The sequence below is a fragment of the Chryseobacterium sp. ERMR1:04 genome (assembly GCF_001297705.1).
In the GTDB taxonomy this organism is placed as follows: Bacteria; Bacteroidota; Bacteroidia; order Flavobacteriales; family Weeksellaceae; genus Chryseobacterium.
Window position 1 is genome coordinate 120,153 of record NZ_LIRF01000003.1, and the last position, 24,327, is coordinate 144,479.

The window sequence follows — 24,327 nt, forward strand, 5'->3', positions numbered from 1 at the left end:
ATCATGAAAAAACAATTCATAAGAAAAGCACTTTCGATATTAGGCTTGATGGTCGCAGGAATATCGTATGCACAATCTAATACCGAAAATTATGTGCAGTCTAAAAACTGCTTAAATAATGATTGCAGCAAAATATCAGAAACGATTACCTATTTTGACGGATTAGGGAGGGCAAAACAAATTATCAATGTAAAAGCAAGTCCTACGGGAAAAGATTTGGTAACCCCTGTTACGTATGACGGATTCGGAAGACAAACAAAAAATATCCTGCCTACTCCTGTAGCTACTCAAAATTCACTGATTCATTCCGGAATTACGAATGAAAGTACAGCGAATTCATATTATGGTGTCACCAACGCATTTGCAGAAACAGAAATTGAAAACTCACCATTAGACAGGGTTTTACAACAGGCGAACGCAGGTGATGCATGGAAACTCAGTTCAGGACATACTCAGAAATTCAAGTATGAAGCCAATACAGAGGGTGAAGTGAGAAAATTTGTCACCAATACATCAACCCATATGGTAAACAATATTTCAAATACCGTTTCTTCTTTGTTTATTCCTTCTGATGGTTCAGGATATTACCCTGCAAGTGTACTGTATAAAAATACGGTAACGGATGAGGATGGAAATCCTGTGGTACAGTTTGAAAATGGACAAGGTCAAGTTGTTTTGATTCGCAGAACAGACGGTTCGCAGAATATTGATACGTATTATGTGTATAATGAATATAATCAGAAGGCATTCATTATTACTCCAAAAGCCGTAAAACAAATTGAGCAAAACAATAAGGTGATCACGGAGGGTATCTTAAATGACCTCTGTTATCAATATAGATATGACGGACAGGGTCGTGAAGTAGAAAAGAAACTGCCCGGAAAAGACTGGGAATTTACGGTATATGACAAACAGGACAGACCCGTTTTGGCACAGGACGGAATACTTAGAACCGTAAACAATAATTTCGGCAGCAAAGGCTGGATGTTTACCAAATATGATCAGTTCAACAGAGTGGTTTATACCGGTTTCTTCTCCAATGCGGCAACAAGACAGGTGATGCAGAATGCTTTAAACAGCATGACTGACAATGCCTCGAATAATGAAAAGAGAAGTTCAGCCTTTTTTACCTTACAAGGCATGGAGGTGTATTATGACAAACGGGCTTTCCCTACAGGGAGCATGACGCTGCTGACCGTAAATTATTATGATACCTATCCTCAAGGTGCACCCGCTGTTCCTTCCACTATTTTAGGGCAACATACTTTGTCACAAACATTGGGGTCAAATGATGATGCGTCTACCAATAACCTCCAAACGGCTTACTATATAAAAAACATTGAGGATAATAACTGGACCAAAAATTACAATTATTTTGATTCTAAAGGAAGACTTATTTCAACCAACACAGTCAATCATTTAGGAGGTTTTACCAAAACAGAATCGGAACTTGATTTTACGGGAGCTCCAAAAAACACAGTTACGAAGCATGCAAGAAGAGCTGATGAAGCAGGAATAACGGTAAAAGAACGTTTTGTCTATGATGATCAAAAAAGATTGGTTCAGCATTATCATCAGGTAGACAACAATGTTGAGCAATTGCTGGCAGACAATTCTTACAATGATATTTCTCAGCTGATTAATAAAAAAGTAGGTAACAATTTACAGAGTATTGATTACGATTACAATATCAGAGGATGGTTGACCAATATCAATAAAAACCAAATGAATACGCCAGATCTGGGTGGGAAATTGTTTTCTTATAAAGCAAAATACACAAGCAGAGACGGAATTGACAATCCTGATACCGGATTATTTTCAGGAAAAAATGTAGTTCCAAGATTTAATGGTAATGTTGCAGAGACAGATTGGAGAAGCTTTGAAACATTAGGTGCAAACCCTTTGCTTAGTCCAAAAAGATATGGATTTGCATATGATAAATTAAATCAGCTAACGGCAGGTTATTATCAGAATCCTAACAATCCTTACAGCAAAGAGAATACGGAATCACTAACCTATGATCTTAACGGAAATGTAACTGCTCTTTACAGAACCTCCGTAATGGAGTATGGAAGCGGTATTGCAACTGTTATTGATAATCTTGACTATACTTATGCAGGAAATCAGGCAATAAAGATCAAAGATAACAGCGGAAACCGTACAGGATATGAAGGAACGACAGGTTTCCCGATAGATTATGATGCTAATGGGAATATGAAAAATATGATGGATAAGCAAATTACAAAGATTGCTTATAACCATTTGAACCTTCCCAATACAGTAAACATTGGTTTTGATCAGGTTTATTCCCAAATTTTAACCAAATACAGGGCTGATGGTATAAAAGTAAGAAAGGAAAATACTAAAACGTCTGTTGGTGTAGCAGGGACAATTACCACAAAAGAAACTACAGATTATTTAGATGGTTTTTTGAACCTTCCCAATACAGTAAACATTGGTTTTGATCAGGTTTATTCCCAAATTTTAACCAAATACAGGGCTGATGGTATAAAAGTAAGAAAGGAAAATACTAAAACGTCTGTTGGTGTAGCAGGGACAATTACCACAAAAGAAACTACAGATTATTTAGATGGTTTTCAGTATTTTAACACAATGACTTCTGGCAGCGGTGGAGAAAGTTCAGAGATGATGGTGCAGTTAAAACGTGCTTTTGAACCACAGGCATTTACACCGATTGGAATTATTGAACCAACAATAGATCCTCCTTTTGGTAGCGGTGTGATCGCTGATCTTAAAACTCCCGATTTACAGTTTTTCCCGACAGCTGAAGGATTTTATGATTATACAAAAAATCAATATATTTACAACTACTCAGATCATTTAGGAAATGTAAGGGTAAGTTTCGCAAGAAATAGCGCAGGTGTTCTGGAAATTGTAGATGGTAATGATTATTATCCTTTTGGGATGAACCATCTGAAAACGGGTAACGCTTTCTTCGGACAAGGCAGTTTTAAAAATTACAAATTCGGTAAAAAAGAATTGCAGGAAACAGGTTTCTATGATTTCGGAAGCCGAATGTACATGAATGACGGAGTACGATGGATGAGCCCGGATCCTTTAAGCGAAGAGTTTTCTGATTGGTCTCCATATAATTACGCATTCAATAATCCAATAAGGTTTACTGATCCTGATGGTAATGCTCCTGAAGATGTAGTTCGCGAATGTTGTGCCCATTTAAAAGGTTTTGCCCTTACAATGGCAGACAATGTTATGGGAACAAATTTCCGTAATACGTATGCCACAAACTCTCAGGACTATAGAAATGGAGTGAGTAATGGTCATGGAGCTTCTATGATTTTGAGTGCTGCAATGGCACTAGATGGTGGAGGAAGCATTGGAGGGGGAACAATGGGATTGGTAGCTTCGGCTTCAGCATCGGGTTCGGGTGTAGGAACTTTACCCGGAGCAGCTGGTGCACTAGTTAGTGGTGCAGCCCTCGCAAAAGGAACGGTAGAACTTGCGGGTGCCGGTGTTATTATGAAGAATACCGTTGATAATATGAAGAGTGATAAAGATCTAAAAAATACAAAACATACGGACAATAGACATGTTGATAGATCGAAATATCCTGAAAAAAGTAAATATGCAAAACCCTCTCAATTAGAAAAACTTCAAAATAGAACTGTTAAAAATCCAGATAAGATTACAGAACAAGGAAGAAGAACTCGATATGATAAAGACTTTAAAAGAGTTATTGGTACAAAAGGAGAAACTTCTCATAGAGTAATCGTAGAGAAAAAAACAGGAAAAGTTGTAACTTCATTCCCTCAAAAAACTAACTAAGCATGGCAATTAATTTTTTAGATATTGAAAATAGGAATATAATTTTATTTAGTATAGCAGATTCTGATAATTTATATTATAATGATCTTATAGAATCATTTAATAAAAAATATAATAACTTATTTGATATATATAATGATTTTAGATTTTACAAAAATCATATTAATGAACTAATTGAGTTAATCGAAATTGAAAGAAAAAAGGAAAATTTTAATCTTGAAAAATTCTATAATTTTCTATTAAATATTCAACAAAATAATAAAACATTATTAATAATTGGAAACTAAAATTAAAATAGGACAGATATGGTCTGTCAAAAATGAAGAAAATGGAAAAGCATTCATTTTTGATTTAGATAAAGAAAATGAGATTGTTCATTTTGCTTATCTAAAAAATGACGAAGCTATTATTTTTCATATTCCTATTAATTATTCTCTGTTTATTCAATCAATTTTTGAATATACAGGAGATAAGAAAATTACCCCAGATTTTTTTGATGCAAAGAGAGTTTGGGAAGAAAATTCTGGAGGAGTTTGGGATATAGGAATTCAAAAAATAATAGATATGACTTTAAAAGATATTTAAAAAATATCTATAATCTTAAAATATAGCTGCCATTTGGTAGCTATATTTGAATATTATGAAAACGTTTAGAAAAAATGTTTAACGTAGATAACGTTCCAAAGGTTAGTGATATGAAAAATTTCAAACATGAACTTATTGAAAATATAAAATACCCTGATAATGCGTTAATCCTACATAGCTCTCCAAAAACTTTTATCCGCATTGCAAATATTGTATTATAGTACAAGTCAAGGTGGTATTATTGGAGGTATTAAAAGAAATGGAGCTCTTCCAAAAATTGGAAATTAATGATACAACATAAGAAAATTGTAATAAAAGTAATTGATAATTACATATATACAGAAGGTTTGATAGCCTATATTAATAAAGAAGTAAGATTAATTAAAGGAGATTTTCAAGAGATAGATTATATTGATGTTATTAAATATATCATTGATTATGTTGTTGATAATCAACCTGTAATTTCTGAAAATCAAAAAATTGGTTATTATTCATGGGCTTTACAATTTAAGATAGTTGACTCAAATTTCTTTGATTTATATGAAGCAAATATTAATGGTGAAGATATTAAGGAAGGTTGTGAGTTTGCAATTAGTCTTACTAAAGATCAATCAGAAATATGTGCAGAATATGGGCTGATTCCATTATTTCCAAATTTCAGTCAAATGATTGTTATATCAAAAGGTGTATACGAAGGAAAAGACATTGAAGCAATTAGATATGACTCACCTGAACATATGTCAGGATGGTGGTTAATTACAGATGATTATGATGATGATATCAAATCTTTAATGACCGTTCACTTTTACCATGTTGCTTTTAAACGTCCAGATATTTTGAAATATTTAGCTTTACCATTTGGATATAGATTTTTAATGGAAAACAATGAAATAGAAGTAACAAAAGATGAGGATGAATAATCTTTTTTTAATGTACTGTTGCTAACTTTTTAAGACAAAGTGTTTGCAATTCTATATTTTTCAAGTTTAAATAAATTATTTCGCAAGAAATAGTATAGGTGTTTTGGAAATTAACAAAGTAAAATATATGAATACACAGGATCCAAAAGAATTATTTAACATTCGAGAGGCAAAAGGAGAAGACTTTTATAAAATAATGATTGTAAATGAATCATTAAAAGACTTTAAAGAGAAAAAAAAATCCCTTGGTTTTTGCTAATTACTATTGATTTAGTAGATGTGATTGAACCATTTAGTCTTCCAACTGATAAAGAAGCAGAAATACTTAATTTAGTAGAAGATAATTTTACATCATTAATCAATAGAATTGTACCTTATCAATATATTGGTAGGATTACTGATAATGGTAAAAGAGAACTTTATTACTATGTGGAAACTCCTCAAGATATTCATGAAAAGCTAAACGAGCTTATTGAACAAAATACTTATACAAGAGAGTTTCAATATGATATTTCACAGGACACTGGTTGGGAAAATGTTTCTTACTTTTTTAATTATTAATCATAATATTGGCGCATTCACATTTAATGCGCCGATCTCTAAAGAAAAAAAATGCATATGGAAGATTTAGCTGTTATAAGCACAAAATTTGTTTTAGAAGATAATTCACCAATTATTTCTGTATTTAAAGATAATGAAGGAGATTGGCAATTTTTTGGAAAAGAAAAAGACATTACAGAAGAAGATGCAAGAGTAATAAGTTTAGGGGAAGTATTAAAAATTGATCAAAGTATTAAAGATATTTTAACTTTAAATAATGGAAGCCACGCGTGGCGAGAAGCAGTTGGCGAGGAATGGAAAATTGAAAAGTATGATGAATAAATAGTCAGATATATATATAATTTAAGAATTAGCGTATCTAATTATACGCTAGTTCTTAACTAACGCAATATAAATGAACAATAAAGAAGAGTTTTTCAATAAAATTAAAAATAATATTGAAAGAGATAATTTTCATATCACTGTAGTCCAAACAAGTGAGAATCCAAGATTTGCATATACAATTGGAAATTTAGAAAGGCTGCAATTTGAATTAGTCCTTGCCGGAAATGTAAACTATCTCTATGAAGATATTTTAAGAATTTTTAATTCCATCGTTCCTAAATTAACTGCAGACTTAAACATAAGAGAATTTTCTGTAGAAATAGAAGGACAGGGAGTATTTAAACTTATACAAGTTGATGAATCATGGAGCAAATTAATGATGCTTGGGGTTTATGACTATTTTAAAGTTGAAACTTTTAAGGCATATCAAATTTTATCTGACAATGATCATTATACATTAGATATTCCAAATATGTCGGAAAGATGGGACGCTAAAAATATAATCTGGAAGTGGTTGGATGATAAAGTTAAATGGGACTTGGACGTGCCTAGAGATTCGCAAGTAACAACCGAATTAAATGCTTTATTTGGTGAAAAAATAACTGAAGTAACAAGGTGGGAAGAAAATGAATGGGAAGCATTTACTCAAAATGGCGAAGATGTAGATAAAGATAATTTAAGAGTGGTTCCAATAGCTACTTTATTGGGGATCGATGATTCATTGAAAGCTATTTTAAAATTAAATATCGAAGATGGATTATGGAGAGAAGATGAGAATTCAGAATGGAACAATTGGGAATAAGATGAACCAAAAAGAAATTGAAAACGTAGTGTCATTAGAACCTATCGAAAGGTATAAATACTTTATCAAAAAGGTAGCAGATTGGGAAACATTTTTCACAATACTTGATGAAGATGGAGAATATGTACTTTCAGAATTAGATGACTACAAATTGCTTCCTTTATGGAGTGCAAAAGAATATGCCGAGTTGTGTAAAATTGGTGGTTGGGAGAAATATACAATTAAAGAGCTTAGTCTTGATGATTTAGAAGATGAAATTATGGATTTTATTACTGAAAGGGATTGTTTAATCAATGTTTTTCCAATTTACGATATGACAGGCTTTGTAGTAAATCTCCAAGAATTTACGCGAGATTTAAATGAAGAACTTGAAAAGATACAGTAAAAACATTACCAGGAAAGCCACAAATTATGGCTTTTTTAAAGCATTCATTAGATGAAGGTAGTAGAACATTTAGAAAAGTACATTGGTACAATATCCAGAGCTACAGATATTGTAGATAAAAAATATAATCTTACAATTTCAGTATATGATAATATTCCTTTCGAAGAGATTAGGACATATTCTACACTTGGAATGAATCGATATTTTATAGATTATTATTATGAATTTATTTTTGTCTGTATGGCAAAATATAATGAAAATGAAATAGCCTCATTTCTAACCAGCTTTGCTGAATATTTAATTGATGCAGGAAACGGTGTGCGTAGGGGTGACGTTTTATCATTTGATTTTACAATGACTTCACAAACTCAAATGAATTCATTATACTTTACTTTACCATTTTATTTTGATGATAATTTACAGCAACTAAAATTAGAAAACAAAAATGTAATTTTTCCTCTTATAATTCCTATTTATAATGAAGAAGCCCAATTGATAAAAGAGAAAGGATGGAATAGTTTTGAAGAATTTCTTGAGGAGAACGAAGTAGATAATTTATGGGATTTAAATAGGGATAAGTACTTTTGGTAAATCAATTTATATTAAAATTAGCATATCAAAATGATGTGCTAATTTTTAAAAATAAGAATGATGGAATATTAACTATTTATATACTGAAGGTTTGCACCACGGTGGTGCGAGGATCTTCCTCGTATCCCACTGTACATTAATTATACTTTATCAAAAATAGTATTAATACGATTGAGGTTGCTGGTTTTAATTCTTTATGGTTATTAATTGTGGATTAATACAAACATATTATATAAAAAATTAAGTTATGTCTCAACAAACTTCTGAAGAAAACAAAAAATTATCTGATTATATAACAAATATTGTCGGTATTAATAAAATGATTGATCGTCATTATGACAAAGAAAAAAAACAAATTATTGATATTTTCACATGTGATGATCCACTTTATCCAAAAATAAAAATTTGTGGTACGATAGGTGTTTCCGATTACCCCAATAAAATTGAAATGAATGATAATAGCTTTAAAGATATTCCAATAGAGCTTTTAATTGGCGGATACACCGAATTTAACATGTTGGCTAATATTCTTTCCACATCAGGGTTTTATATTATTAATAAGGGGTGGGAATGTCAACCAGGTTCAGTGTTCATGAGAATTGTTGAAATGTACTGTGAAACTTCTGAGATGAAACATATTATGTTTGTATCACCCTTTTTATGGGAGGATAAATTAGAACCATTGCAGCTTGAAAAGAAAACTGTACATTGGCTTTTGTGTATTCCGATTTCTGATAAAGAACTCGAATATAAAATGGAAAATGGTGCATCAGCATTAGAAGACATGTTTCAGGAAAAAGATATTGACATATTTGATATTAATAGAAAATCGGCTATTTAAGAAGCTATATTTTGGTGAGGGTATCAAAACCCACTTTTTAGATGATATTCGATTAAGAAAAATGATAACATACAAAGGAGTTCAAATAAATGTAGTAGATAATCTTTATGTGGAAACAAAAGGGTTAGAGTCTTACTGCCCAAGAGTTAGAAGTTCTAATTATTAAAGATATTGTGGAAAGATGCGGTAAGGATCCTGATAAAGTAAATGAAATTTTAAATCCAGAATGAGGTTTCGAACACTTATGGCGATATGCTCGCACCAGCGTAAAAAAAATAGAAATTTTAAAAGTTGAATAAAACAAAAACCACTGAACACTCAGTGGTTTTCCTATATCTTACCAATTCTTATCAATCATATAAATCAACTGCGTCATGGCCACTGCTCCTAAAAGAAGCTCTCGGCGGTTAACCTTTTCAAACGTATCTTCTTCGGTATGGTGAATGTCGAAATAACGTTGGGAATCGGGAACCAGCTCAGCGGTGGGAACTCCCATGTCATGAAGCGGATAGATATCTGTCCCAGAATATTTTCCTTGAAAATCATAGACTCCGTAGGGTAAAAATAAACCAGACCAGCTTTTAATCTGATTTCTTTTGGTATCATCCATTTCCAAGGCAATTCCTCGTGGCGTAAAACCTCCGGCATCTGTTTCTATCGCAAACAGGTGTTTTTCATTATTTTCTTTGGCTGTTTTACCATATTGAATTCCTCCTTTTACCCCGTTTTCTTCATTCGCGAAGCAAACTACTCGTATCGTATGGTTATTTTGAATTCCTAATTTTTTGAAGGTTCTTAAGACTTCAATACTTTGCACGATTCCGGCACCGTCATCATGGGCACCTTCACCTACGTCCCAAGAATCTAAATGTCCACCCACAACGATTACACTTTTATCTTTTTTACCTGTGATTTCACCGATAACAGAGTGGGAGAGTTTGTCGGCTTTCATTCCGCAATTGGAATTAAGTTTCGCAGAAATGGTTTGACTTTTTAGAAGTTTTTCCAATTCATCTGCTGTGGTATTTCCGATGGCAACGGCAGGGATTTTATTGATTTTATCCTCGTAGCGCATGGCACCTGTATGAGGCACGTCATCAAAAGCAGAAGAAAGTGAGCGGATAATTGCAAATTTACCTCCTTTTTTAGCGGTTAATGTAGCAGCATTCACTCGGTATTTAGCGGCATCACTATATCCTTTAAAAGTCTCTACAAAAGACTGGCTGAAAGGGTAGTTGAAGAAAACGATTTTATCTTTCACTTTTTCAGCAGGAAGACTTTCGTATTCTGCCATAGATTTCACCATGATAATGTCTCCGGAAATATCTTTTCCACCTGTTCCTTCAGAATTTCCTAAAGACAGCATTTTAAGGCTTTTCCATGTTCCGTTGGAGGTTTTTATCTGTAAAGATTCTTTCCCTCTTTCCCAGACCGGGATCATCACTTCCTGAAGCCAGACTTTATCAGCGCCTGCTTCTTTTAATTTTTGTACTGCCCATTTTACGGCCTTTTCATAAGATTCGGAGCCGCTTAAACGGTGACCAATATTTTTAGTTAAATCTCTTAATTCTGTATAGCCTTTTCCGTTGTTTAAAATCTCTACAGAGATCTTACTGAATTGTATTGAGTCTTCTTTTACCTGACCAAAAACGGTCAAGCTAAGAAGTAATAATGATGTTCCTAATAGTTTTTTCATTTTACCAGTTTTTATCAATCATAAAAATCATTTGAGTCATGGCCACTGCGCCTAAAAGAAGTTCTCTTTTGTTTACTTTATCGAAGGTATCTTCAACCGAATGATGATAATCGAAATATCTTTGGGTGTCTACCACCATTTCTGCCAAGGGAATATCCAGTTTTTTCAAAGGAGAAATATCCTGAATAGCATCCGTTTGATCAAAATCATAAATGCCATACGGGAGAAAATAGTTTTTCCAGTCAAATATCAACCTTCTTCTTTGAGGAGACATATCTAATGCAAAACCTCTTGGCGAATAACCTCCTGCATCGGTTCCTAACGCGAAAATGTGCTTTTCGTCTCTCTTTTTAACGTAAGCTGCGTACATTTCACGGCCTTGTCCGCCATTTTCACTATTTGCATACAATACCACTCGGATCGTATGGTTATTTTCAAAGCCTAAGGCTTTTAATGTTCTCAATACTTCAATACACTGAACCACTCCGGTTCCGTCATCATGAGCCCCTTCAGCAAAATCCCAGGAATCTAGCTGAGCTCCCAAAACAATCACCTTAGAATCTTTTTTACCTTGAATTTCAGCAATGATATTCGGATTGGTGGTGTCGCCTTTTGATTCGGCAGACATATTGAGTTTTGCCGTTATTTTCTGTTTCTTTAATAATTTTTCCAGTTCATCTGCTGATTTTACGCCGATAGATAGCGCAGGAATTTTCACCTTGTCGTCCGGTTCGTAATACACCATTTTTGCATGTGGAGTATCATTAGATGCGGTGGTTAATGATCTTATAATTAAAGCTTTTGCACCAGTTTTAGAAATAACAGAAGCGGAAATTAACTTTGATTTTGCGGTAATTAAATACGAATCACTTGTATTAATGATTTTAGGATCTATCGGAAGGTTTACGAAAACAATTTTGTCTTTTAATTGTCCGATCGATAAAGCGTTAAGCTCAGAAGTGGTGTTGATTTGAACAATCTCACCCACAAGATCTCTTCCTCCGGTTCCTTCAGAATTCCCAAAAGAAAGCATTTGAATGTTTTTCCAATCTCCATTCGCTGCTTTTATTTGCAGAGATTCTTTTCCTCTTATCCAAACCGGAACTTTTACTTCCTGTCTCCAGATCATTTCAATACCGGCCTCTTTAAGCTTTTTTTCTGCCCATTCTACCGCCTTTATATAACCGGGAGTCGCACTAAAACGAGATCCTACTCCTTTGGTAAGTTCGCCAAGATTTTCATAGGCAGCGCCGTTGGTCATGATTTCATCAGAGATCTTTTTAAACTCATCATGATAGTTTAATTTGGTAACGATTCCTTTTTTGACAGGCTTTTTCTGAGGTTTTTTTTGAGAAAATAAAAATCCACTCAAAAAGAGTGGAAGTATGATAATGAATATTCTTTTCATTTGTTGGGTACCTTTTCTTTTCCGTGCATAAAAGTAGGAAAAAATTAAGAATATATTATTGTTTCATGTCGTACATTAAAAGGGCTGTAACCAATTTAGGTTCAATGAATGTACATTTTGGAGGCATGCTTAATTTCAGATCTGAAATTTTGATCATATCATTAAAACTTACCGGATAAATTCCAAAGCCAACACGACCCTCACCATTGTCTATTTTATCTTTTAAAATATTGATTCCCTGAATGTTTGAAGTCCCTTTTACATAAGAGATTTTATCTGAACTGTCCGGATCATCAATTTTTAAAATACTCTTAAAGATATATTTATCAATAAGATGGTGGTCTAGATTATCCAATGACATCTCTTGAGAACGAAGCTCATGTTTTACGTGAAGAGAATAGAATTTACCATCCAGATACATCGAAATGTGAAACTTTTGAGAAGGATAATATGCCGTTCCATCTTTCTCGTGAATTAGAAAATATTGATCTAACTGTGCTAAAAAATCCGCTGTTTCTAAATTATTAAGATCGCTTACAATTCTGTTGTAATCGTGAATTTTAATAGACTGGTTGGAAACTATAAAACTGTACACGAAGTTATACGCTTCTGTACCGTTGTGTCTTTTGTTCTTGTCTTTATGAAACTTAGCATTCAATGCAGTGGAACCAATTCTGTGGTGCCCGTCCGCAATATAAAATGCGTCGATCTGATCGATAACTTCTTTAAACTGTTGTAATTTCAAACGGTTATCAATTCTCCAGATCTTGTGTCTAATGCCTATGGTATCCACATGATTGAAAATCGGAACATTTTTCTCCTCGTGATTCATTAATAATTCTATCTTTGAATTGGAAGGGTAGGTAAGCAATACAGGTTCTGCCTGCAGGTTTACTTTTTCAAGATAATGTGCCAGTTTCTCCTTTTTCTGAGGAATGGTACTTTCATGTCTTTTGATCTTTCCGCTCCAGAAATCCTCTATACTTGCTAAACCAAGCAATCCTCTAAAGATCTGTTTATTAGGGTAAATTTGTTCATAAAGGTAATATGCCGAACTATCCTGAACCAATTTTTTATCTTCCAGTAATTCTTCAAAAGTAGATCGAATCTTCCTTAGATTTCGGTCAATATCTTTAGATTTACTTACAACATAAGGTTTAATCATGTTGATGTAAGTATTTTCAACTTGAGCTTTCTCTGCGATTTCTTCCTGCGTAAAATTATCAAGAGGATGCGTAGGGAAAGTGCTCTCAAAGTCTTTGTGAGGTCTTATTCCGCGAAATGGTTTAAAAATAGGCATATTTTATTTTATAGTTTCTTTTTGTAGCTTAATAATTTGTTCTGCAAGTTCCAGTCCGATTTTTTCCTGAGCATCTATGGTGTTTCCTCCAACATGAGGAGAAAGAGATAATGCAGGATTCATCAATAAAGGCAACTCGGGGGTAGGTTCGTTTTCAAAAACGTCTAAGGCTGCACCAGCTACTTTTTCTGATTCAATAAAATCAATTAAAGCAACTTCATTCATAACGCCACCTCTTGCAGTATTCACAATATAAACACCGTCTTTCATTTTCTCAAACTGTTCGGTGTCTATGATATATTCGTTTGTTTTTGACGTGTTAATGCTAATGAAATCAGTGTCTTTGTAGAAAGCATCTGAGTCATTTGTTGAAGTGATTTCAAAGTTAACCGTCTGTCCGTCAAAAAAGTCTAAGGTAACAACTTTTGTTTTGGGTTTTCTGGTTAATACTTTAATTTTCATTCCCAATGCAATTCCCATCTTCACCACTTCCTGACCAATACTTCCGAAGCCGATAACCCCTAAAGTTTTACCGGAAAGTTCATACGCATTGCTGAAAGATTTTTTCATTGCATTGAAATGCGTTTCTCCTTCCAATGGCATCAGTCTGTTGGATTCGTGAAGGAATCTTGCCAGTGAAAAGAAATGGCCAAAAACCAATTCTGCCACCGATTTTGAAGAGGCATCCGGCGTATTGATTACTTTAATGCCTTTACTTTGGGCATATTCAACATCAATATTATCCATCCCGATACCGCCTCTTCCAATGATTTGAAGATTCGGACAGGCATCGATCATATCTTGCTTTACTTTCGTTACACTTCTTACCAAAAGGACATCCACATTATTTTCGTTGATAAAATTAATAACGTGATCTTGGGCAACACGGTTGTCCAAAATTTCAATTCCGGCATCTTGCAATGCTTTTCGTCCTGCTTCGGAAATTCCGTCGTTAGCTAAAACTTTCATATGATTAGTTTCTCAATGTGCAAATGTAACAATTTAGCATGTATATAAAATTCAATGATAAATTGTTACAATGCTATATTTTTTAAATTTATATAGATTTCATTACGTCTACCAATACCTGTACACTTTCAATAGGTAAGGCATTGTATAAACTCGCTCTGTATCCTCCTAAGCTTCTGTGTCCGTTTAATCCACTGATTCCGGCAGTTTTCCAGGCATTATCGAACGCTTCTTTTTTGCTTTCGTCTGTTATCTTGAAAGAAACATTCATCAAAGAACGGTCTTCTTTTACACAAAACGTCTCAAATAACGGATTCGTATCAATCTCATCGTATAAAAGTTTTGCTTTTGCTTCGTTTCTTGCCTCAGCAGCAGCAATTCCTCCATGTTTTTCTAAATACTGTAAAGTCAATAAAGACGCATACACAGGGAAAACCGGTGGGGTATTATACATTGATTCTTTTGAAATATGCTGAGAGTAATCTAAAATAGACAACATATTTTCTCTTCCTGTTTTTCCAAGGATCTCTTTTTTGATGATCACTAAAGTAACACCTGCCGGACCCATGTTTTTCTGAGCTCCTGCATAGATCAAATCAAATTTAGAGAAATCTAGCTGTCTGGAGAAAATGTCAGAACTCATGTCGCAAACCATCAAAGTATCTACTTCCGGGAAAGATTTCATTTGAGTTCCGTAAATGGTATTGTTTGAAGTACAGTGGAAATAATCGTATTCTGAACCTACTGTATAATCTTTAGGAACGAAAGAGTAGTTTTCTTCTTTTGAAGAACCTACAACATCCACATCACCTAATTTTTTTGCTTCCTTGATGGCTCCTGCAGCCCAAGTTCCTGTGTTTAGGTAAGCCGCTTTTCCTCCAACTTTCAATAAATTGTAAGGAACCATTGCAAATTGCAGACTGGCGCCACCTCCTAAATACAAAACCTCATACTCGTCACCAAGGTTCATTAATCTTTTTACAATCGCACGCGCTTCGTCCATTACCGCTACGAAATCTTTGCTTCTGTGAGAGATCTCAAGAAGAGATAAACCAATACCGTTAAAATCCAAAATAGCTTCTGCCGATTTTTCGAATACCTCTTGTGGTAAGATACATGGTCCTGCGCTGAAGTTGTGCTTTTTGCTCATATTTTTATTTTTTTTGGTTTTTACAAGAACTTTCGTGCTTGCACTTTGATTTTTACTATCTTAATTTAGATTTTTGAAATATATGCTTAAAAAAACCGTCTCATACTGGCTGAGACGGCGTTTTTTATTCACCGTGTAAAAATGCTTTCTTATTAAGCAGGGCTTCTTCAGATTCTACATGATCCTCATCAGGAACACAGCAATCTACTGGGCAAACCGCTGCACACTGTGGCTCTTCATGGAATCCTTTGCATTCCGTACACTTATCTGTTACAATAAAATAAACATCATCATTCACAGGCTCTTGTGGTGCATCTGCATCCACTGTAAGTCCTGATGGCAATGTGACAGTACCTTTAAGCTCAGTACCCTCGGAAGCTTTCCAATCTACTGCTCCTTCATATATTGCATTATTAGGACACTCTGGTTCACAGGCCCCGCAATTAATGCATTCATCAGTTATTTTAATAGCCATCGCTAATTTTTTTTAAATTTGCACAAAATTACAAAATATTCCCCAATTTTACAGTAATTATGAATATCGAAAATCAAGTTTTAGGACTTATTAACCTAAGTAATTGGATAAAAGAGTTTTTAGCAAAAAATTCAGCAGACTATAATGAGAATGATTCTGATTTTGAATTATTATTAAGAAAGTCTGAAATGGAAAACCCGTGGTTTACCATTGATAATCAGAAATTTGCTTTACAGCAATGGTCGGATCTCCTCACGGAAGAAAATATAAAGAATTGGCTTAAGGAATATTCTGTCTCTAAAACAACAAAAAGAGTAGGGTTGATCTTAGCTGGAAACATTCCTTTGGTAGGATTGCATGATGTGATTTCTGTAGTGTTGAGCAACCATATTCCGGTTATTAAATTGTCTTCAAAAGACAAATTGATGGTTCCTTTTTTATTAAAAAAATGGAAAGAGCTTTCTGATAATAACGTTGAATATGAGTTTATTGAAAGGTTAGAAAACTTTGATGCGGTGATTGCAACAGGAAGCAATAATACGGCAAGGTATCTAGAGTATTATTTTAAAAAGCATCTGAATATTATCCGTAAAAACAGAACGTCAATTGCTGTTTTAAAAGGTGATGAAACGGTGGAAGAATTGAAGCTTTTGGCCAATGATATTTTCCAGTATTTCGGGTTGGGTTGCAGAAATGTAACAAGAATTTTAATTCCACAGGATTTTGTAATCGACAGATTATTTGAAAGTTTTGTAGGCTTTCAGGATGTCATCAATCATAATAAATATGCAAACAATTATGAATACAACAGAGCGGTTTATCTTTTAAATCAGGATAAATTCTGGGATAATAATTTTGTGATGATGAAGGAGGATGATAAATTATTCAGTCCACTTTCTGTGATTAATTTCAGCAGATATTCTTCTTTGGATGATGTTAAAAGTTTTATTGCTGAAAATGAAGAAAATATTCAGTGTATTGTGGCTAAAGAAGAACTTGGCTTAGATTCTGTATATTTTGGTCAAGCACAAAATCCAGGTTTGGATACCTATGCAGACAATGTAGATACGATGAAATTTTTAGAAGTAATTTAATTCTTCGTATCTTCAATATAATTACACTCAATCACGAAATTTATGAAAAAAACAATTTTAATCCTTTCTGTTCTTACGGCGCAGGTCTTTTTTTCGCAGAAAGTAAAAAGTCTTACCATAAAGGAGGCTAAAACAACAGAGCAGAAGCTTGAACTCAGCAAAGAGAAAAAAGAATTGTTCAATGGAAAGTTCTTGCAGTTTATCAGTGCGTTGAAATCTTCTGACAGAAAAGCAATGGATGCTTTACTTTCTGATAAATCAAGGCAGGTTGTTACAGATGAAGTGTATAAGAAGCTATCGGAAGATATTGATTCTAATAAGAAGATGGAGATCTTTAAGACCGGGTATAAATCATTGGTGAATGGAGGTAATTATCCTATGATTCAGTATAAATATTCGGACGATAAATCTCAGGATCCGAAAGAAATTATTACCGCTGTTTTTGAAGAAGACGGAAAGATCTTAGGGATTAAGCCGTATAAGGCTGGGAAATAAGTTAAAATTTAATTATATTTAAATAAAAAATATAAACTATGATGACAGATGTTTTAGTAGCTCAATCTACAGATGTAGAAAAGGCTAGTTTTTACAAGAAGACGTATTTACACGTTGCTTTAGCGATCCTCGCATTTATCGGGGTTGAAGCGGTTTTATTGAAAGTGGTACCTGAGCAATTAATTGTTGCGATGTTCGCTCAAAGATTTGCTTGGTTGTTAATTATCGGAGTATTTTGGCTGGCTTCAGTGTTGGCTGCAAAATGGTCGCTTTCACAAAGTAAATCAACGCAATATATGGGACTTGGATTCTATGTTTTGCTTGAAGCGGTTATTTTCTTACCGTTAATTTACATTGCGATGGTGTATTCCGGAGCGCAGGTTATTTTTCAGGCTGCGACATTAACAGTGGCTATGTTTGCAGGAATTTCGGCAGTAGCTTTTACTTCTAAAAGAGATTTTTCTTTTTTAAGAAATATTATTGTGATCGGTGGATTTATCGCGCTAGGATTGATTGTTGCCGGAATGATTTTCGGGTTCAATCTTGGACTTTGGTTCTCTGTAGGAATGGTAATCCTGGCTTCTGCAACTATTTTGTATCAAACAAGTAAACTTAAAGAGTCTTACGCTACCAATCAGTATGTAGGAGCTGCATTACAGCTTTTCGCATCTATTATGCTATTGTTCTGGTATATCTTAAGTATTTTAATGAGCAGAAGAAGCTAATATAAAGTAAAGAAATTTTATAAACCCAAAAAATCCTGATGTCTTTTCATCGGGATTTTATTTTTGGTGGTTTAAACACAAATGAAACTAATTTTGTCACAAATAAACCCTAAATTTTTATAAGCTTAATTGGTGTAGATTCGTGAAATATTTGTGGTATTAGTGTTTAAGTTTTATTTATCAATTGATCCTAAAACCTTTTGAGCAAAAGAATTTAAAGCATCTTTTTCACTCATTCCGTTTTGAACGTTAGCGTGAACTTCCAATGCTCCACAGATGTTTGTAATCAATTCACCTGTAACGTTTAGGTCTTCTTCGCTTGTTCCTCTGAATTCGCTGAAACTCTCTAAAACTTCTAACGTTTTTTCAAGATTTTCAGGGGTTTGATTTTGGTAAAATTGTCTTATTACGGGTAACTTCATTATGCTAATTCATTAAAAAGGTTAATTAAACTTTCTGCTTGGTTAGATTGAACCTGGTTGACCAATTCGCCATTTTTGAAGATCGCAAAAGTAGGTAAGTTGTCCACTTTAGCTAATTTTCTACTTTCCGGTAATTTTTCTGCATCTACATAAAGAAAAGGAATGCTGTCGTTTTCAGAAGCTAATTTTTTGAATTTAGGCTTCATAATTCTGCAGTTTCCACACCATGTTGCTCCGTATTGCACCACAACTTTTTCGTTGTCTGCTACTATATTTTGTAACGTATCTTCTGTTAATTCTGTATACATTGTTTATTTTTTAGAATAAAATAAACAATGTAGCAATCTAATAATTTACCAGTGTAACAATAAGATTCTTCACTTCGTTCAGAATGACAAGAATTGCTACATTGTTAGATTGCTACATTGTTATATTAAAATTAGATATTAATTTTTTGATAAATATTCAGCAGTTGAATTTCTATCAGCTTTCATTGCATCTTTTCCTTCTTCCCAGTTTGCAGGACAAACTTCACCGTGCTTTTGAACGTGCGTGTAAGCGTCAATCAATCTTAAATATTCTTTTACGTTTCTTCCTAAAGGCATATCGTTTACAGACTCATGGAAAACTTTTCCAGTTTCGTCGATTAGGTAAGTCGCTCTGTACGTTACATTAGAACCTGTGTAAACTTCTTCTCCATCATCGTTATATTCGAAATCCTGATCTACAATTCCTAAGATATTAGCCAATTGTCTGTGGGTATCAGCTAAAAGTGGATAAGTTACTCCTTCGATACCTCCGTTATCTTTTGAAACGTTCAACCAAGCGAAGTGTACTTCGTTTGTGTCACAAGAAGCACCAATTACTTTGGTGTTTCTCTTTTCGAATTCACCTAAAGCCTCCTGAAAAGCGTGAAGCTCAGTTGGACATACAAAAGTGAAATCTTTTGGATACCAGAACAAAATAACTTTTTGTTGGTTTTTAGTTGTTTCTTCAAAGATGTTGATTTTAAGATCATCACCCATTTCAGACATTGCGTCTACCGTTACATTCGGGAATTTTTTTCCTACTAAAGACATAATTTTCTCGTTTTTATATTTAAATTTTCTTAGGCAAAGATAAGATTATTTCATCTATCGAACAAGCTTGTTTTGATAAATAAAATCTATAATTGTTTTTGATTTGTTGAAAGAAAAAAGCTCTGGAAACAGAGCTTTTCATTTATTTTAGTAACCGAATATTTCGTTTAAATTAAGTTTTTTTACATCACCTAATTTTTTCATATCCGCCTCATTTACTTTATCTTGAGAGGCAACTAAACAGTATGTAAAGCTTTTGCCTTTCATCTCCTTATCATGGAAGGTATTGATATCTGTAAACGTTAGTTTGGGAGCCTGTTCGTAAACATTCTTTCTGATATCGAAGTTGTTTCCAAGCTTTTGCGCTTTCAGATAAGAGAAGATAATCCCATCCTGCGTAATTCTTTCAGAGGCAATAGATTTTTTCAATCCATTCTTCGCTGTTTCAAATAACTGGTCAGATTTTGGAAGCGTTGTTAGAAGCTCGTTCATTGCTAAGGTAGAATCATTAAATTTATCTGCCTGAGTTCCTACATAAGCGGTCACGATATTTTTATCTTCTTTTTTACTAGGAAGCGAGAAGTAAGAATATGTAGAATACGCTAATGCTTTAGACTCTCTGATGGTCTGGAAAACAATAGATCCCATTCCGCCACCAAAATAGTTGTTGAATAAACTTACTGTAGGCGTAATAGTAGGGTTGTACTGCTCTGCATTTCGTACCCAGAAGATTTCAGCCTGTACCATATCATAATGAGCAAATAAGACCTTGTTTTGATCTGTTGAAACTTGCGCAAAAGTTTTAGACTTCGGTAATTCCTTTAATGTTGCAGGAAGTTTATGAACCGGAGTTAAAGAAGCGACAACTTCATTTCCTGTTTTTGGTCCATAATACAATACCTTATGTTTGAAGTTGAACAAATCATGAAGAACATTAATTAAGTCTTCTGCTTTTAAAGCATCCAATTCGGCATCACTTAAAACATTGTTGAATGGGTTTTGAGCACCATACTGAGCATAGCTTCTCAATCCAGCCATGATCGTTGCTTTATTTTGTTTTGCGTTAGCTCTGGATTTCTTTAGTCTTGCTTTGTAAGATTCCAGTGCTTTTGGATCTGCCTGAGCATTTTTAATTAGGTCTTCGAATAAAGAAACTGTTTTATCGAAATTTTCATTTAATCCTTCCAAAGTAACATAGGTTTCTTCATTCCCTGTGCTTACATTGAAGCTTGACGCTAACTTGTAAAATTCTTTACTGATCGCCTCTGAAGATTTATCTTTTGTTCCTAAATATTCTAAATATTCTGCTGCTAAAGGAAGGATTTTGTTGTTCCATTTCCCGGAGTCAAAATGATAGTACATTCTGAATAAAGCATTGTCTGTATTTTTTACAGAAAGAACATCAATGTTTCCTAATTTATTTTTAGCAATGTCTTTATCGTAGTTCAACCAAACCGGAGCAATAGCCGCTTCAGGCATTTCATCAACCTTTTTAAGGAAAGGAGATTGGTCTTCTCTGTTCACAGAAATCGGAGTAATAGTAGGCTTGTCTACTTTTACAATGTTTTTGTCTTCGCCTTTTCTCTTGTAAACCGCAACGTAATTGTTGTCTTGAAGATATTTTGAAGCAAAATCCATAATGTCTTTCTTCGTAAGCTTGGAAATTTCATCAATATATTCTAACGCTACTTTGTGATCTACCTCAGATGTAAATTCGTCCATTAAAATATCTGCTCTTGAAGAATATTTCTCATCTTTCTGGATCAGGTTTTTCTTTTCGTTAGATACAATAGATTGAATAAGATCATCGGAAAATTCCCCTTTTCTTAATTTATCAATTTCCTGAAGCAATAACGTTTTAACTTCATCCAGCGATTGACCTTCCGTAGGGTTTCCCTGTAGTAAAAGAACCGAATAATCTTTTAAAACATACGGGAAGGCGTAGGCGCCCAATAATTTTTGTTTTTTTACTAAATCTAAATCTATCAATCCTGCCTGACCATTGGTAAGCATGCTTCCTACAAGATTCAATAATCTCGCATCTTTTGTGGTAGCGCCCGGGAATCTGAAACCGATTGTGATGTTTTCAGGAGTCGGACCGAAAACTTCTCTTGTAATAGGAGCGGTAATTGGTTTTTCCTGACCTATTTTATATTCAGGAACCGGCTTCGACTTCATGTAAGAAAAAGCTTTATCTATTTTTGCAATCATCTCATCCGGATTGAAATCTCCAGACATGATAATTCCCATATTATTAGGAACATAATAATTGTTGAAATATTCTCTGATAGCTGTTAAAGAAGGGTTTTTCAAATGCTCAACAGTTCCGATAGTTGTTTGTTTTCCATAATTGTTGTTAGGGAAAATAGCAGAAAACATAGATTCGTATACTTTTCTCGGATCGTTATCTAGCCCTCTGTTTTTTTCTTCGTAAACAGCTTCCAGTTCTGTATGGAAAAGTCTTAAAATAGGTTTTCTGAATCTTTCTGCCTGTACGGCTAAAAATTTATCCGTAACATTGGCAGGGATATCTTCTGTGTATACCGTTTGCTCAAAAGAAGTGAAGGCATTGGATCCGTCTGCACCCATTCCCGCCATCATTTTGTCGTATTCATTGGCGATAGCAAATTTTGAAGCCTCTCCTGAAACTTTATCAATTTCTTTGTAGATTTCTTTTCTTTTTGCCTCGTCTGTCGTTTGATTGTATTTCTCATAAAGAGCATCAATCTTGTCTAAAAGGGGTTTTTCTTTTGCCCAGTCTTTAGAACCGAATTGATCTGTTCCTTTGAAAAGCATGTGCTCCAAATAATGCGCAAGACCGGTGTGGTCAGAAGGATCAGTTTTGCTTCCCGCCTTTGTAGCGATATAGGTCTGGATTCTTGGGTCTTTGCTGGTTGGGCTTAAAATCACGGTTAACCCATTTTGCAGCTTGTAATATCTTGCTGAAGTAGGGTCGTTTGTTACGTATTTGTAAGAGTATCCGTTAGATTTTGCTTCTTTCCATTGAAAGTCCTGTCCGAAAGTGTAGCCTGTGAAACTTGCCGCTGCAATACTGGACGCGATGGTTATTTTTTTGAAAAAGTTCATTCTTTTATGGGTGGTTATGTTTTAATTTTTTTTTGCTTCAACGAAAAAACCTTGACTACAAAAGATGCAAAAGTTATCTGTTGAAATTCAGTTATTGATAAGGGTACTATTTCGACTCTGCTCAATACAATAAGATTTTTTTTAATTGGTATGCTCTTATTGGTAGCTTAATAATAAACTTAAAATAACTGATATGATAATTTCTGGCCTCTTTTGTGGTCAAAGTGAAAGTTTAAGTATTCGTAATTTGATTAATTGAACTTGCTTAATAAATCTTTAATTCTTCTCATTGCCTCTTTTAACTCTTCTTCTGAAGCAGCATAAGAGAATCTGATGCATTCAGGGCTTCCAAATGAAACACCACCTACGCATCCTACGTGAGCATTTTCTAAGATAAACATGGCAAAATCATCAGCATCTTTAATTTCTGTGCCATCTAGTGTTTTACCGATGTAATGAGAGATATCCGGGAAGAAATAAAACGCTGCTTTAGGTAAAAGAACTTTAAAACCAGGAATTTCCTTCATGAGATCATACACCAAGTTTCTTCTTGTTTTAAAGGCATCAATCATGTATTTGTATTCAGAAGGATCAGTCTGTAAAGCTACGATAGAGGCTCTTTGAGCTACTGTGTTCGCACCGCTCGTCATTTGACCCTGAATTTTTTCACAAGCTTTTGCCAACCATTCCGGACATGCAGAATAACCGATTCTCCAACCTGTCATTGCGAAAGCTTTTGACATCCCGTTGATTACAGCTGTCTGCTCATATACTTCAGGAAACTGAGCTATAGAAGTTGTTTTTGTTTCGTAGTTGATGTATTCGTAGATCTCATCAGAGATAATTGTGATGTGAGGATATTTAGCAATAACCTGAGCTAAAGATTTCAACTCGTCATATGTATAATATCCACCTGACGGATTACAAGGAGAACTAAATAATACCGCTTTTGTTTTATCAGTAATGGCTTCTTCTAATTGCTCTGCAGTAATTTTAAAATCATTTACATATGAAGTGGCAATTATAGCAGAGTTTCCTCCCATCATTTTTACCATTTCATCATAACTTACCCAATACGGCGCAGGAAGTATTACTTCATCACCATCGTTAATGATGGCTGCTAACACGTTAATGATGGCCTGTTTAGCCCCATTAGAAACACAAATCTGTGTAGGCTTATAGCTTAAGTTGTTATCTCTTTTTAATTTGTGAGCAATAGCTTCACGAAGTTCTAAAAATCCCGGAACGGGAGAGTAGTGACTGTAATTTTCATTAATGGCATCAAAAGCCGCTTGTTTTATATTGTCTGGAACATCGAAATCGGGTTCTCCAAGCGTTAAACTTATTACATCTATTCCATTCGCTTTCATTTCTCTTGCCTTGTTAGACATTACAAAAGTTTGTGAAAAGCCTAGTCTTGTTACTCTATCTGAAAGTTTGCTCATGTAGTATTTTTTGTATTCTAACAAATATATAATAAAAACGTTTTGTCGGGAAATAAAAGTATTTCTATTTTAATGATTTTTATCTAGTTTATTTTTAATCACGAGATTTAGATTACTACTTATTTGTTAACTTTTTTGACGGTTTTTATAGCTAAAATTAATATTCAAG

Annotated in this window: 25 protein-coding genes; 14 read left to right on the forward strand and 11 right to left on the reverse strand. The window is 34.1% G+C overall.

Annotation, left to right across the window (positions count from 1 at the left end; genetic code table 11):
• Window positions 1-3: 3 nt before the first annotated feature.
• From AMQ68_RS00635 to AMQ68_RS00680, 11 genes are all read left to right on the forward strand, one after another.
• On the forward strand, window positions 4-3,804 hold the full coding sequence (locus AMQ68_RS00635; protein ID WP_054508708.1) for a DUF6443 domain-containing protein: 3,801 nt from the start codon (window positions 4-6) through the stop codon (window positions 3,802-3,804).
• 2 nt (window positions 3,805-3,806) lie between these two features.
• Window positions 3,807-4,091, forward strand: a complete 285-nt coding sequence (locus AMQ68_RS00640) for a hypothetical protein (protein WP_054508709.1) — start codon at window positions 3,807-3,809, stop codon at window positions 4,089-4,091.
• Entirely contained in the window at window positions 4,081-4,389 is a 309-nt protein-coding gene (locus AMQ68_RS00645) for a hypothetical protein (protein WP_054508710.1), read from the forward strand. The genes AMQ68_RS00640 and AMQ68_RS00645 overlap by 11 nt, the downstream gene beginning before the upstream one ends.
• A 287-nt stretch (window positions 4,390-4,676) precedes the next feature.
• Window positions 4,677-5,309 (forward strand): hypothetical protein, encoded by a 633-nt coding sequence (locus AMQ68_RS00650; RefSeq protein ID WP_054508711.1) that lies wholly within the window; start codon window positions 4,677-4,679, stop codon window positions 5,307-5,309.
• A gap of 127 nt (window positions 5,310-5,436) precedes the next feature.
• On the forward strand, window positions 5,437-5,568 hold the full coding sequence (locus tag AMQ68_RS25780) for a hypothetical protein (protein ID WP_262483887.1): 132 nt from the start codon (window positions 5,437-5,439) through the stop codon (window positions 5,566-5,568).
• Window positions 5,562-5,870 carry a DUF695 domain-containing protein gene (locus AMQ68_RS00655; RefSeq protein WP_054508712.1) on the forward strand — a complete coding sequence of 103 codons (309 nt, stop codon included), beginning with the start codon at window positions 5,562-5,564 and terminating at the stop codon, window positions 5,868-5,870. The genes AMQ68_RS25780 and AMQ68_RS00655 overlap by 7 nt, the downstream gene beginning before the upstream one ends.
• A gap of 57 nt (window positions 5,871-5,927) precedes the next feature.
• Window positions 5,928-6,191, forward strand: a complete 264-nt coding sequence (locus tag AMQ68_RS00660) for a hypothetical protein (protein ID WP_123905568.1) — start codon at window positions 5,928-5,930, stop codon at window positions 6,189-6,191.
• A gap of 73 nt (window positions 6,192-6,264) precedes the next feature.
• Window positions 6,265-6,996 (forward strand): DUF4262 domain-containing protein, encoded by a 732-nt coding sequence (locus tag AMQ68_RS00665; protein ID WP_054508714.1) that lies wholly within the window; start codon window positions 6,265-6,267, stop codon window positions 6,994-6,996.
• Entirely contained in the window at window positions 6,947-7,381 is a 435-nt protein-coding gene (locus AMQ68_RS00670; RefSeq protein ID WP_241775015.1) for a DUF2750 domain-containing protein, read from the forward strand. The genes AMQ68_RS00665 and AMQ68_RS00670 overlap by 50 nt, the downstream gene beginning before the upstream one ends.
• Before the next feature lie 51 nt (window positions 7,382-7,432).
• A complete protein-coding gene (locus AMQ68_RS00675; RefSeq protein WP_054508715.1) occupies window positions 7,433-7,972 on the forward strand; it encodes a suppressor of fused domain protein in 540 nt (179 codons plus the stop codon).
• A gap of 247 nt (window positions 7,973-8,219) precedes the next feature.
• The gene (locus AMQ68_RS00680) at window positions 8,220-8,813 is read left to right on the forward strand and encodes a suppressor of fused domain protein (RefSeq protein ID WP_054508716.1); all 594 of its coding nucleotides are present in this window, start codon (window positions 8,220-8,222) and stop codon (window positions 8,811-8,813) included.
• A 337-nt stretch (window positions 8,814-9,150) separates the two neighbouring features.
• Here the strand turns inward: AMQ68_RS00680 and AMQ68_RS00685 are convergent, their stop codons facing one another.
• From AMQ68_RS00685 to AMQ68_RS00710, 6 genes are all read right to left on the reverse strand, one after another.
• Window positions 9,151-10,509, reverse strand: coding sequence for a M20/M25/M40 family metallo-hydrolase (locus tag AMQ68_RS00685; protein WP_054508717.1), 1,359 nt, complete (start codon window positions 10,507-10,509; stop codon window positions 9,151-9,153).
• A 1-nt stretch (window position 10,510) separates the two neighbouring features.
• Entirely contained in the window at window positions 10,511-11,917 is a 1,407-nt protein-coding gene (locus AMQ68_RS00690) for a M28 family peptidase (protein ID WP_054508718.1), read from the reverse strand.
• Between the two features lie 55 nt (window positions 11,918-11,972).
• Window positions 11,973-13,217: a DUF1015 domain-containing protein gene (locus tag AMQ68_RS00695; RefSeq protein ID WP_054508719.1), complete on the reverse strand. Its 1,245-nt coding sequence runs from the start codon at window positions 13,215-13,217 to the stop codon at window positions 11,973-11,975.
• Between the two features lie 3 nt (window positions 13,218-13,220).
• On the reverse strand, window positions 13,221-14,186 hold the full coding sequence (locus AMQ68_RS00700; protein WP_054508720.1) for a D-2-hydroxyacid dehydrogenase: 966 nt from the start codon (window positions 14,184-14,186) through the stop codon (window positions 13,221-13,223).
• Window positions 14,187-14,274: 88 nt separating this feature from the next.
• Window positions 14,275-15,336: a 3-phosphoserine/phosphohydroxythreonine transaminase gene (gene serC, locus AMQ68_RS00705; RefSeq protein WP_054508721.1), complete on the reverse strand. Its 1,062-nt coding sequence runs from the start codon at window positions 15,334-15,336 to the stop codon at window positions 14,275-14,277.
• A gap of 124 nt (window positions 15,337-15,460) precedes the next feature.
• Complete coding sequence (locus tag AMQ68_RS00710) at window positions 15,461-15,811, reverse strand: 4Fe-4S dicluster domain-containing protein (RefSeq protein WP_054508722.1); 351 nt, start codon at window positions 15,809-15,811, stop codon at window positions 15,461-15,463.
• 59 nt (window positions 15,812-15,870) lie between these two features.
• On the opposite strand from AMQ68_RS00710, the gene AMQ68_RS00715 reads away from it, so the two are divergent.
• Genes AMQ68_RS00715 through AMQ68_RS00725 form a run of 3 tightly spaced genes read left to right on the forward strand, consistent with a single transcriptional unit; the run spans window position 15,871 to window position 18,125 of the window.
• Window positions 15,871-16,905, forward strand: a complete 1,035-nt coding sequence (locus AMQ68_RS00715) for an acyl-CoA reductase (RefSeq protein ID WP_054508723.1) — start codon at window positions 15,871-15,873, stop codon at window positions 16,903-16,905.
• Window positions 16,906-16,947: 42 nt separating this feature from the next.
• The gene (locus AMQ68_RS00720; protein WP_054508724.1) at window positions 16,948-17,400 is read left to right on the forward strand and encodes a hypothetical protein; all 453 of its coding nucleotides are present in this window, start codon (window positions 16,948-16,950) and stop codon (window positions 17,398-17,400) included.
• Window positions 17,401-17,438: 38 nt separating this feature from the next.
• On the forward strand, window positions 17,439-18,125 hold the full coding sequence (locus AMQ68_RS00725; RefSeq protein ID WP_054508725.1) for a Bax inhibitor-1 family protein: 687 nt from the start codon (window positions 17,439-17,441) through the stop codon (window positions 18,123-18,125).
• 173 nt (window positions 18,126-18,298) lie between these two features.
• Here AMQ68_RS00725 and AMQ68_RS00730 read toward each other — a convergent pair whose 3' ends face one another.
• The 5 genes from AMQ68_RS00730 to AMQ68_RS00750 form a co-directional block, all read right to left on the reverse strand.
• Window positions 18,299-18,547 (reverse strand): hypothetical protein, encoded by a 249-nt coding sequence (locus AMQ68_RS00730; RefSeq protein WP_054508726.1) that lies wholly within the window; start codon window positions 18,545-18,547, stop codon window positions 18,299-18,301.
• Window positions 18,547-18,855 (reverse strand): co-chaperone YbbN, encoded by a 309-nt coding sequence (locus tag AMQ68_RS00735; RefSeq protein ID WP_054508727.1) that lies wholly within the window; start codon window positions 18,853-18,855, stop codon window positions 18,547-18,549. Before AMQ68_RS00735 ends, AMQ68_RS00730 begins: the two co-directional genes overlap by 1 nt.
• Before the next feature lie 138 nt (window positions 18,856-18,993).
• Window positions 18,994-19,626, reverse strand: a complete 633-nt coding sequence (locus tag AMQ68_RS00740; protein WP_054508728.1) for a peroxiredoxin — start codon at window positions 19,624-19,626, stop codon at window positions 18,994-18,996.
• A gap of 147 nt (window positions 19,627-19,773) precedes the next feature.
• On the reverse strand, window positions 19,774-22,713 hold the full coding sequence (locus AMQ68_RS00745) for a pitrilysin family protein (protein WP_054508729.1): 2,940 nt from the start codon (window positions 22,711-22,713) through the stop codon (window positions 19,774-19,776).
• A gap of 251 nt (window positions 22,714-22,964) precedes the next feature.
• Window positions 22,965-24,158, reverse strand: coding sequence for a pyridoxal phosphate-dependent aminotransferase (locus AMQ68_RS00750; protein WP_054508730.1), 1,194 nt, complete (start codon window positions 24,156-24,158; stop codon window positions 22,965-22,967).
• Between the last annotated feature and the right edge of the window lie 169 nt (window positions 24,159-24,327).

What these genes read in the sequence shown, in the direction of transcription:
- AMQ68_RS00635 (WP_054508708.1), top strand. Translation starts at nt 4, where the DNA reads ATGAAAAAACAATTCATAAGAAAAGCACTTTCGATATTAGGCTTGATG.
- AMQ68_RS00640 (WP_054508709.1), top strand. Translation starts at nt 3,807, where the DNA reads ATGGCAATTAATTTTTTAGATATTGAAAATAGGAATATAATTTTATTT.
- AMQ68_RS00650 (WP_054508711.1), top strand. Translation starts at nt 4,677, where the DNA reads ATGATACAACATAAGAAAATTGTAATAAAAGTAATTGATAATTACATA.
- AMQ68_RS25780 (WP_262483887.1), top strand. Translation starts at nt 5,437, where the DNA reads ATGAATACACAGGATCCAAAAGAATTATTTAACATTCGAGAGGCAAAA.
- AMQ68_RS00660 (WP_123905568.1), top strand. Translation starts at nt 5,928, where the DNA reads ATGGAAGATTTAGCTGTTATAAGCACAAAATTTGTTTTAGAAGATAAT.
- AMQ68_RS00665 (WP_054508714.1), top strand. Translation starts at nt 6,265, where the DNA reads ATGAACAATAAAGAAGAGTTTTTCAATAAAATTAAAAATAATATTGAA.
- AMQ68_RS00670 (WP_241775015.1), top strand. Translation starts at nt 6,947, where the DNA reads ATGGATTATGGAGAGAAGATGAGAATTCAGAATGGAACAATTGGGAAT.
- AMQ68_RS00675 (WP_054508715.1), top strand. Translation starts at nt 7,433, where the DNA reads ATGAAGGTAGTAGAACATTTAGAAAAGTACATTGGTACAATATCCAGA.
- AMQ68_RS00680 (WP_054508716.1), top strand. Translation starts at nt 8,220, where the DNA reads ATGTCTCAACAAACTTCTGAAGAAAACAAAAAATTATCTGATTATATA.
- AMQ68_RS00685 (WP_054508717.1), bottom strand. Translation starts at nt 10,509, where the DNA reads ATGAAAAAACTATTAGGAACATCATTATTACTTCTTAGCTTGACCGTT.
- AMQ68_RS00690 (WP_054508718.1), bottom strand. Translation starts at nt 11,917, where the DNA reads ATGAAAAGAATATTCATTATCATACTTCCACTCTTTTTGAGTGGATTT.
- AMQ68_RS00695 (WP_054508719.1), bottom strand. Translation starts at nt 13,217, where the DNA reads ATGCCTATTTTTAAACCATTTCGCGGAATAAGACCTCACAAAGACTTT.
- AMQ68_RS00700 (WP_054508720.1), bottom strand. Translation starts at nt 14,186, where the DNA reads ATGAAAGTTTTAGCTAACGACGGAATTTCCGAAGCAGGACGAAAAGCA.
- serC (WP_054508721.1), bottom strand. Translation starts at nt 15,336, where the DNA reads ATGAGCAAAAAGCACAACTTCAGCGCAGGACCATGTATCTTACCACAA.
- AMQ68_RS00710 (WP_054508722.1), bottom strand. Translation starts at nt 15,811, where the DNA reads ATGGCTATTAAAATAACTGATGAATGCATTAATTGCGGGGCCTGTGAA.
- AMQ68_RS00715 (WP_054508723.1), top strand. Translation starts at nt 15,871, where the DNA reads ATGAATATCGAAAATCAAGTTTTAGGACTTATTAACCTAAGTAATTGG.
- AMQ68_RS00720 (WP_054508724.1), top strand. Translation starts at nt 16,948, where the DNA reads ATGAAAAAAACAATTTTAATCCTTTCTGTTCTTACGGCGCAGGTCTTT.
- AMQ68_RS00725 (WP_054508725.1), top strand. Translation starts at nt 17,439, where the DNA reads ATGATGACAGATGTTTTAGTAGCTCAATCTACAGATGTAGAAAAGGCT.
- AMQ68_RS00730 (WP_054508726.1), bottom strand. Translation starts at nt 18,547, where the DNA reads ATGAAGTTACCCGTAATAAGACAATTTTACCAAAATCAAACCCCTGAA.
- AMQ68_RS00735 (WP_054508727.1), bottom strand. Translation starts at nt 18,855, where the DNA reads ATGTATACAGAATTAACAGAAGATACGTTACAAAATATAGTAGCAGAC.
- AMQ68_RS00740 (WP_054508728.1), bottom strand. Translation starts at nt 19,626, where the DNA reads ATGTCTTTAGTAGGAAAAAAATTCCCGAATGTAACGGTAGACGCAATG.
- AMQ68_RS00745 (WP_054508729.1), bottom strand. Translation starts at nt 22,713, where the DNA reads ATGAACTTTTTCAAAAAAATAACCATCGCGTCCAGTATTGCAGCGGCA.
- AMQ68_RS00750 (WP_054508730.1), bottom strand. Translation starts at nt 24,158, where the DNA reads ATGAGCAAACTTTCAGATAGAGTAACAAGACTAGGCTTTTCACAAACT.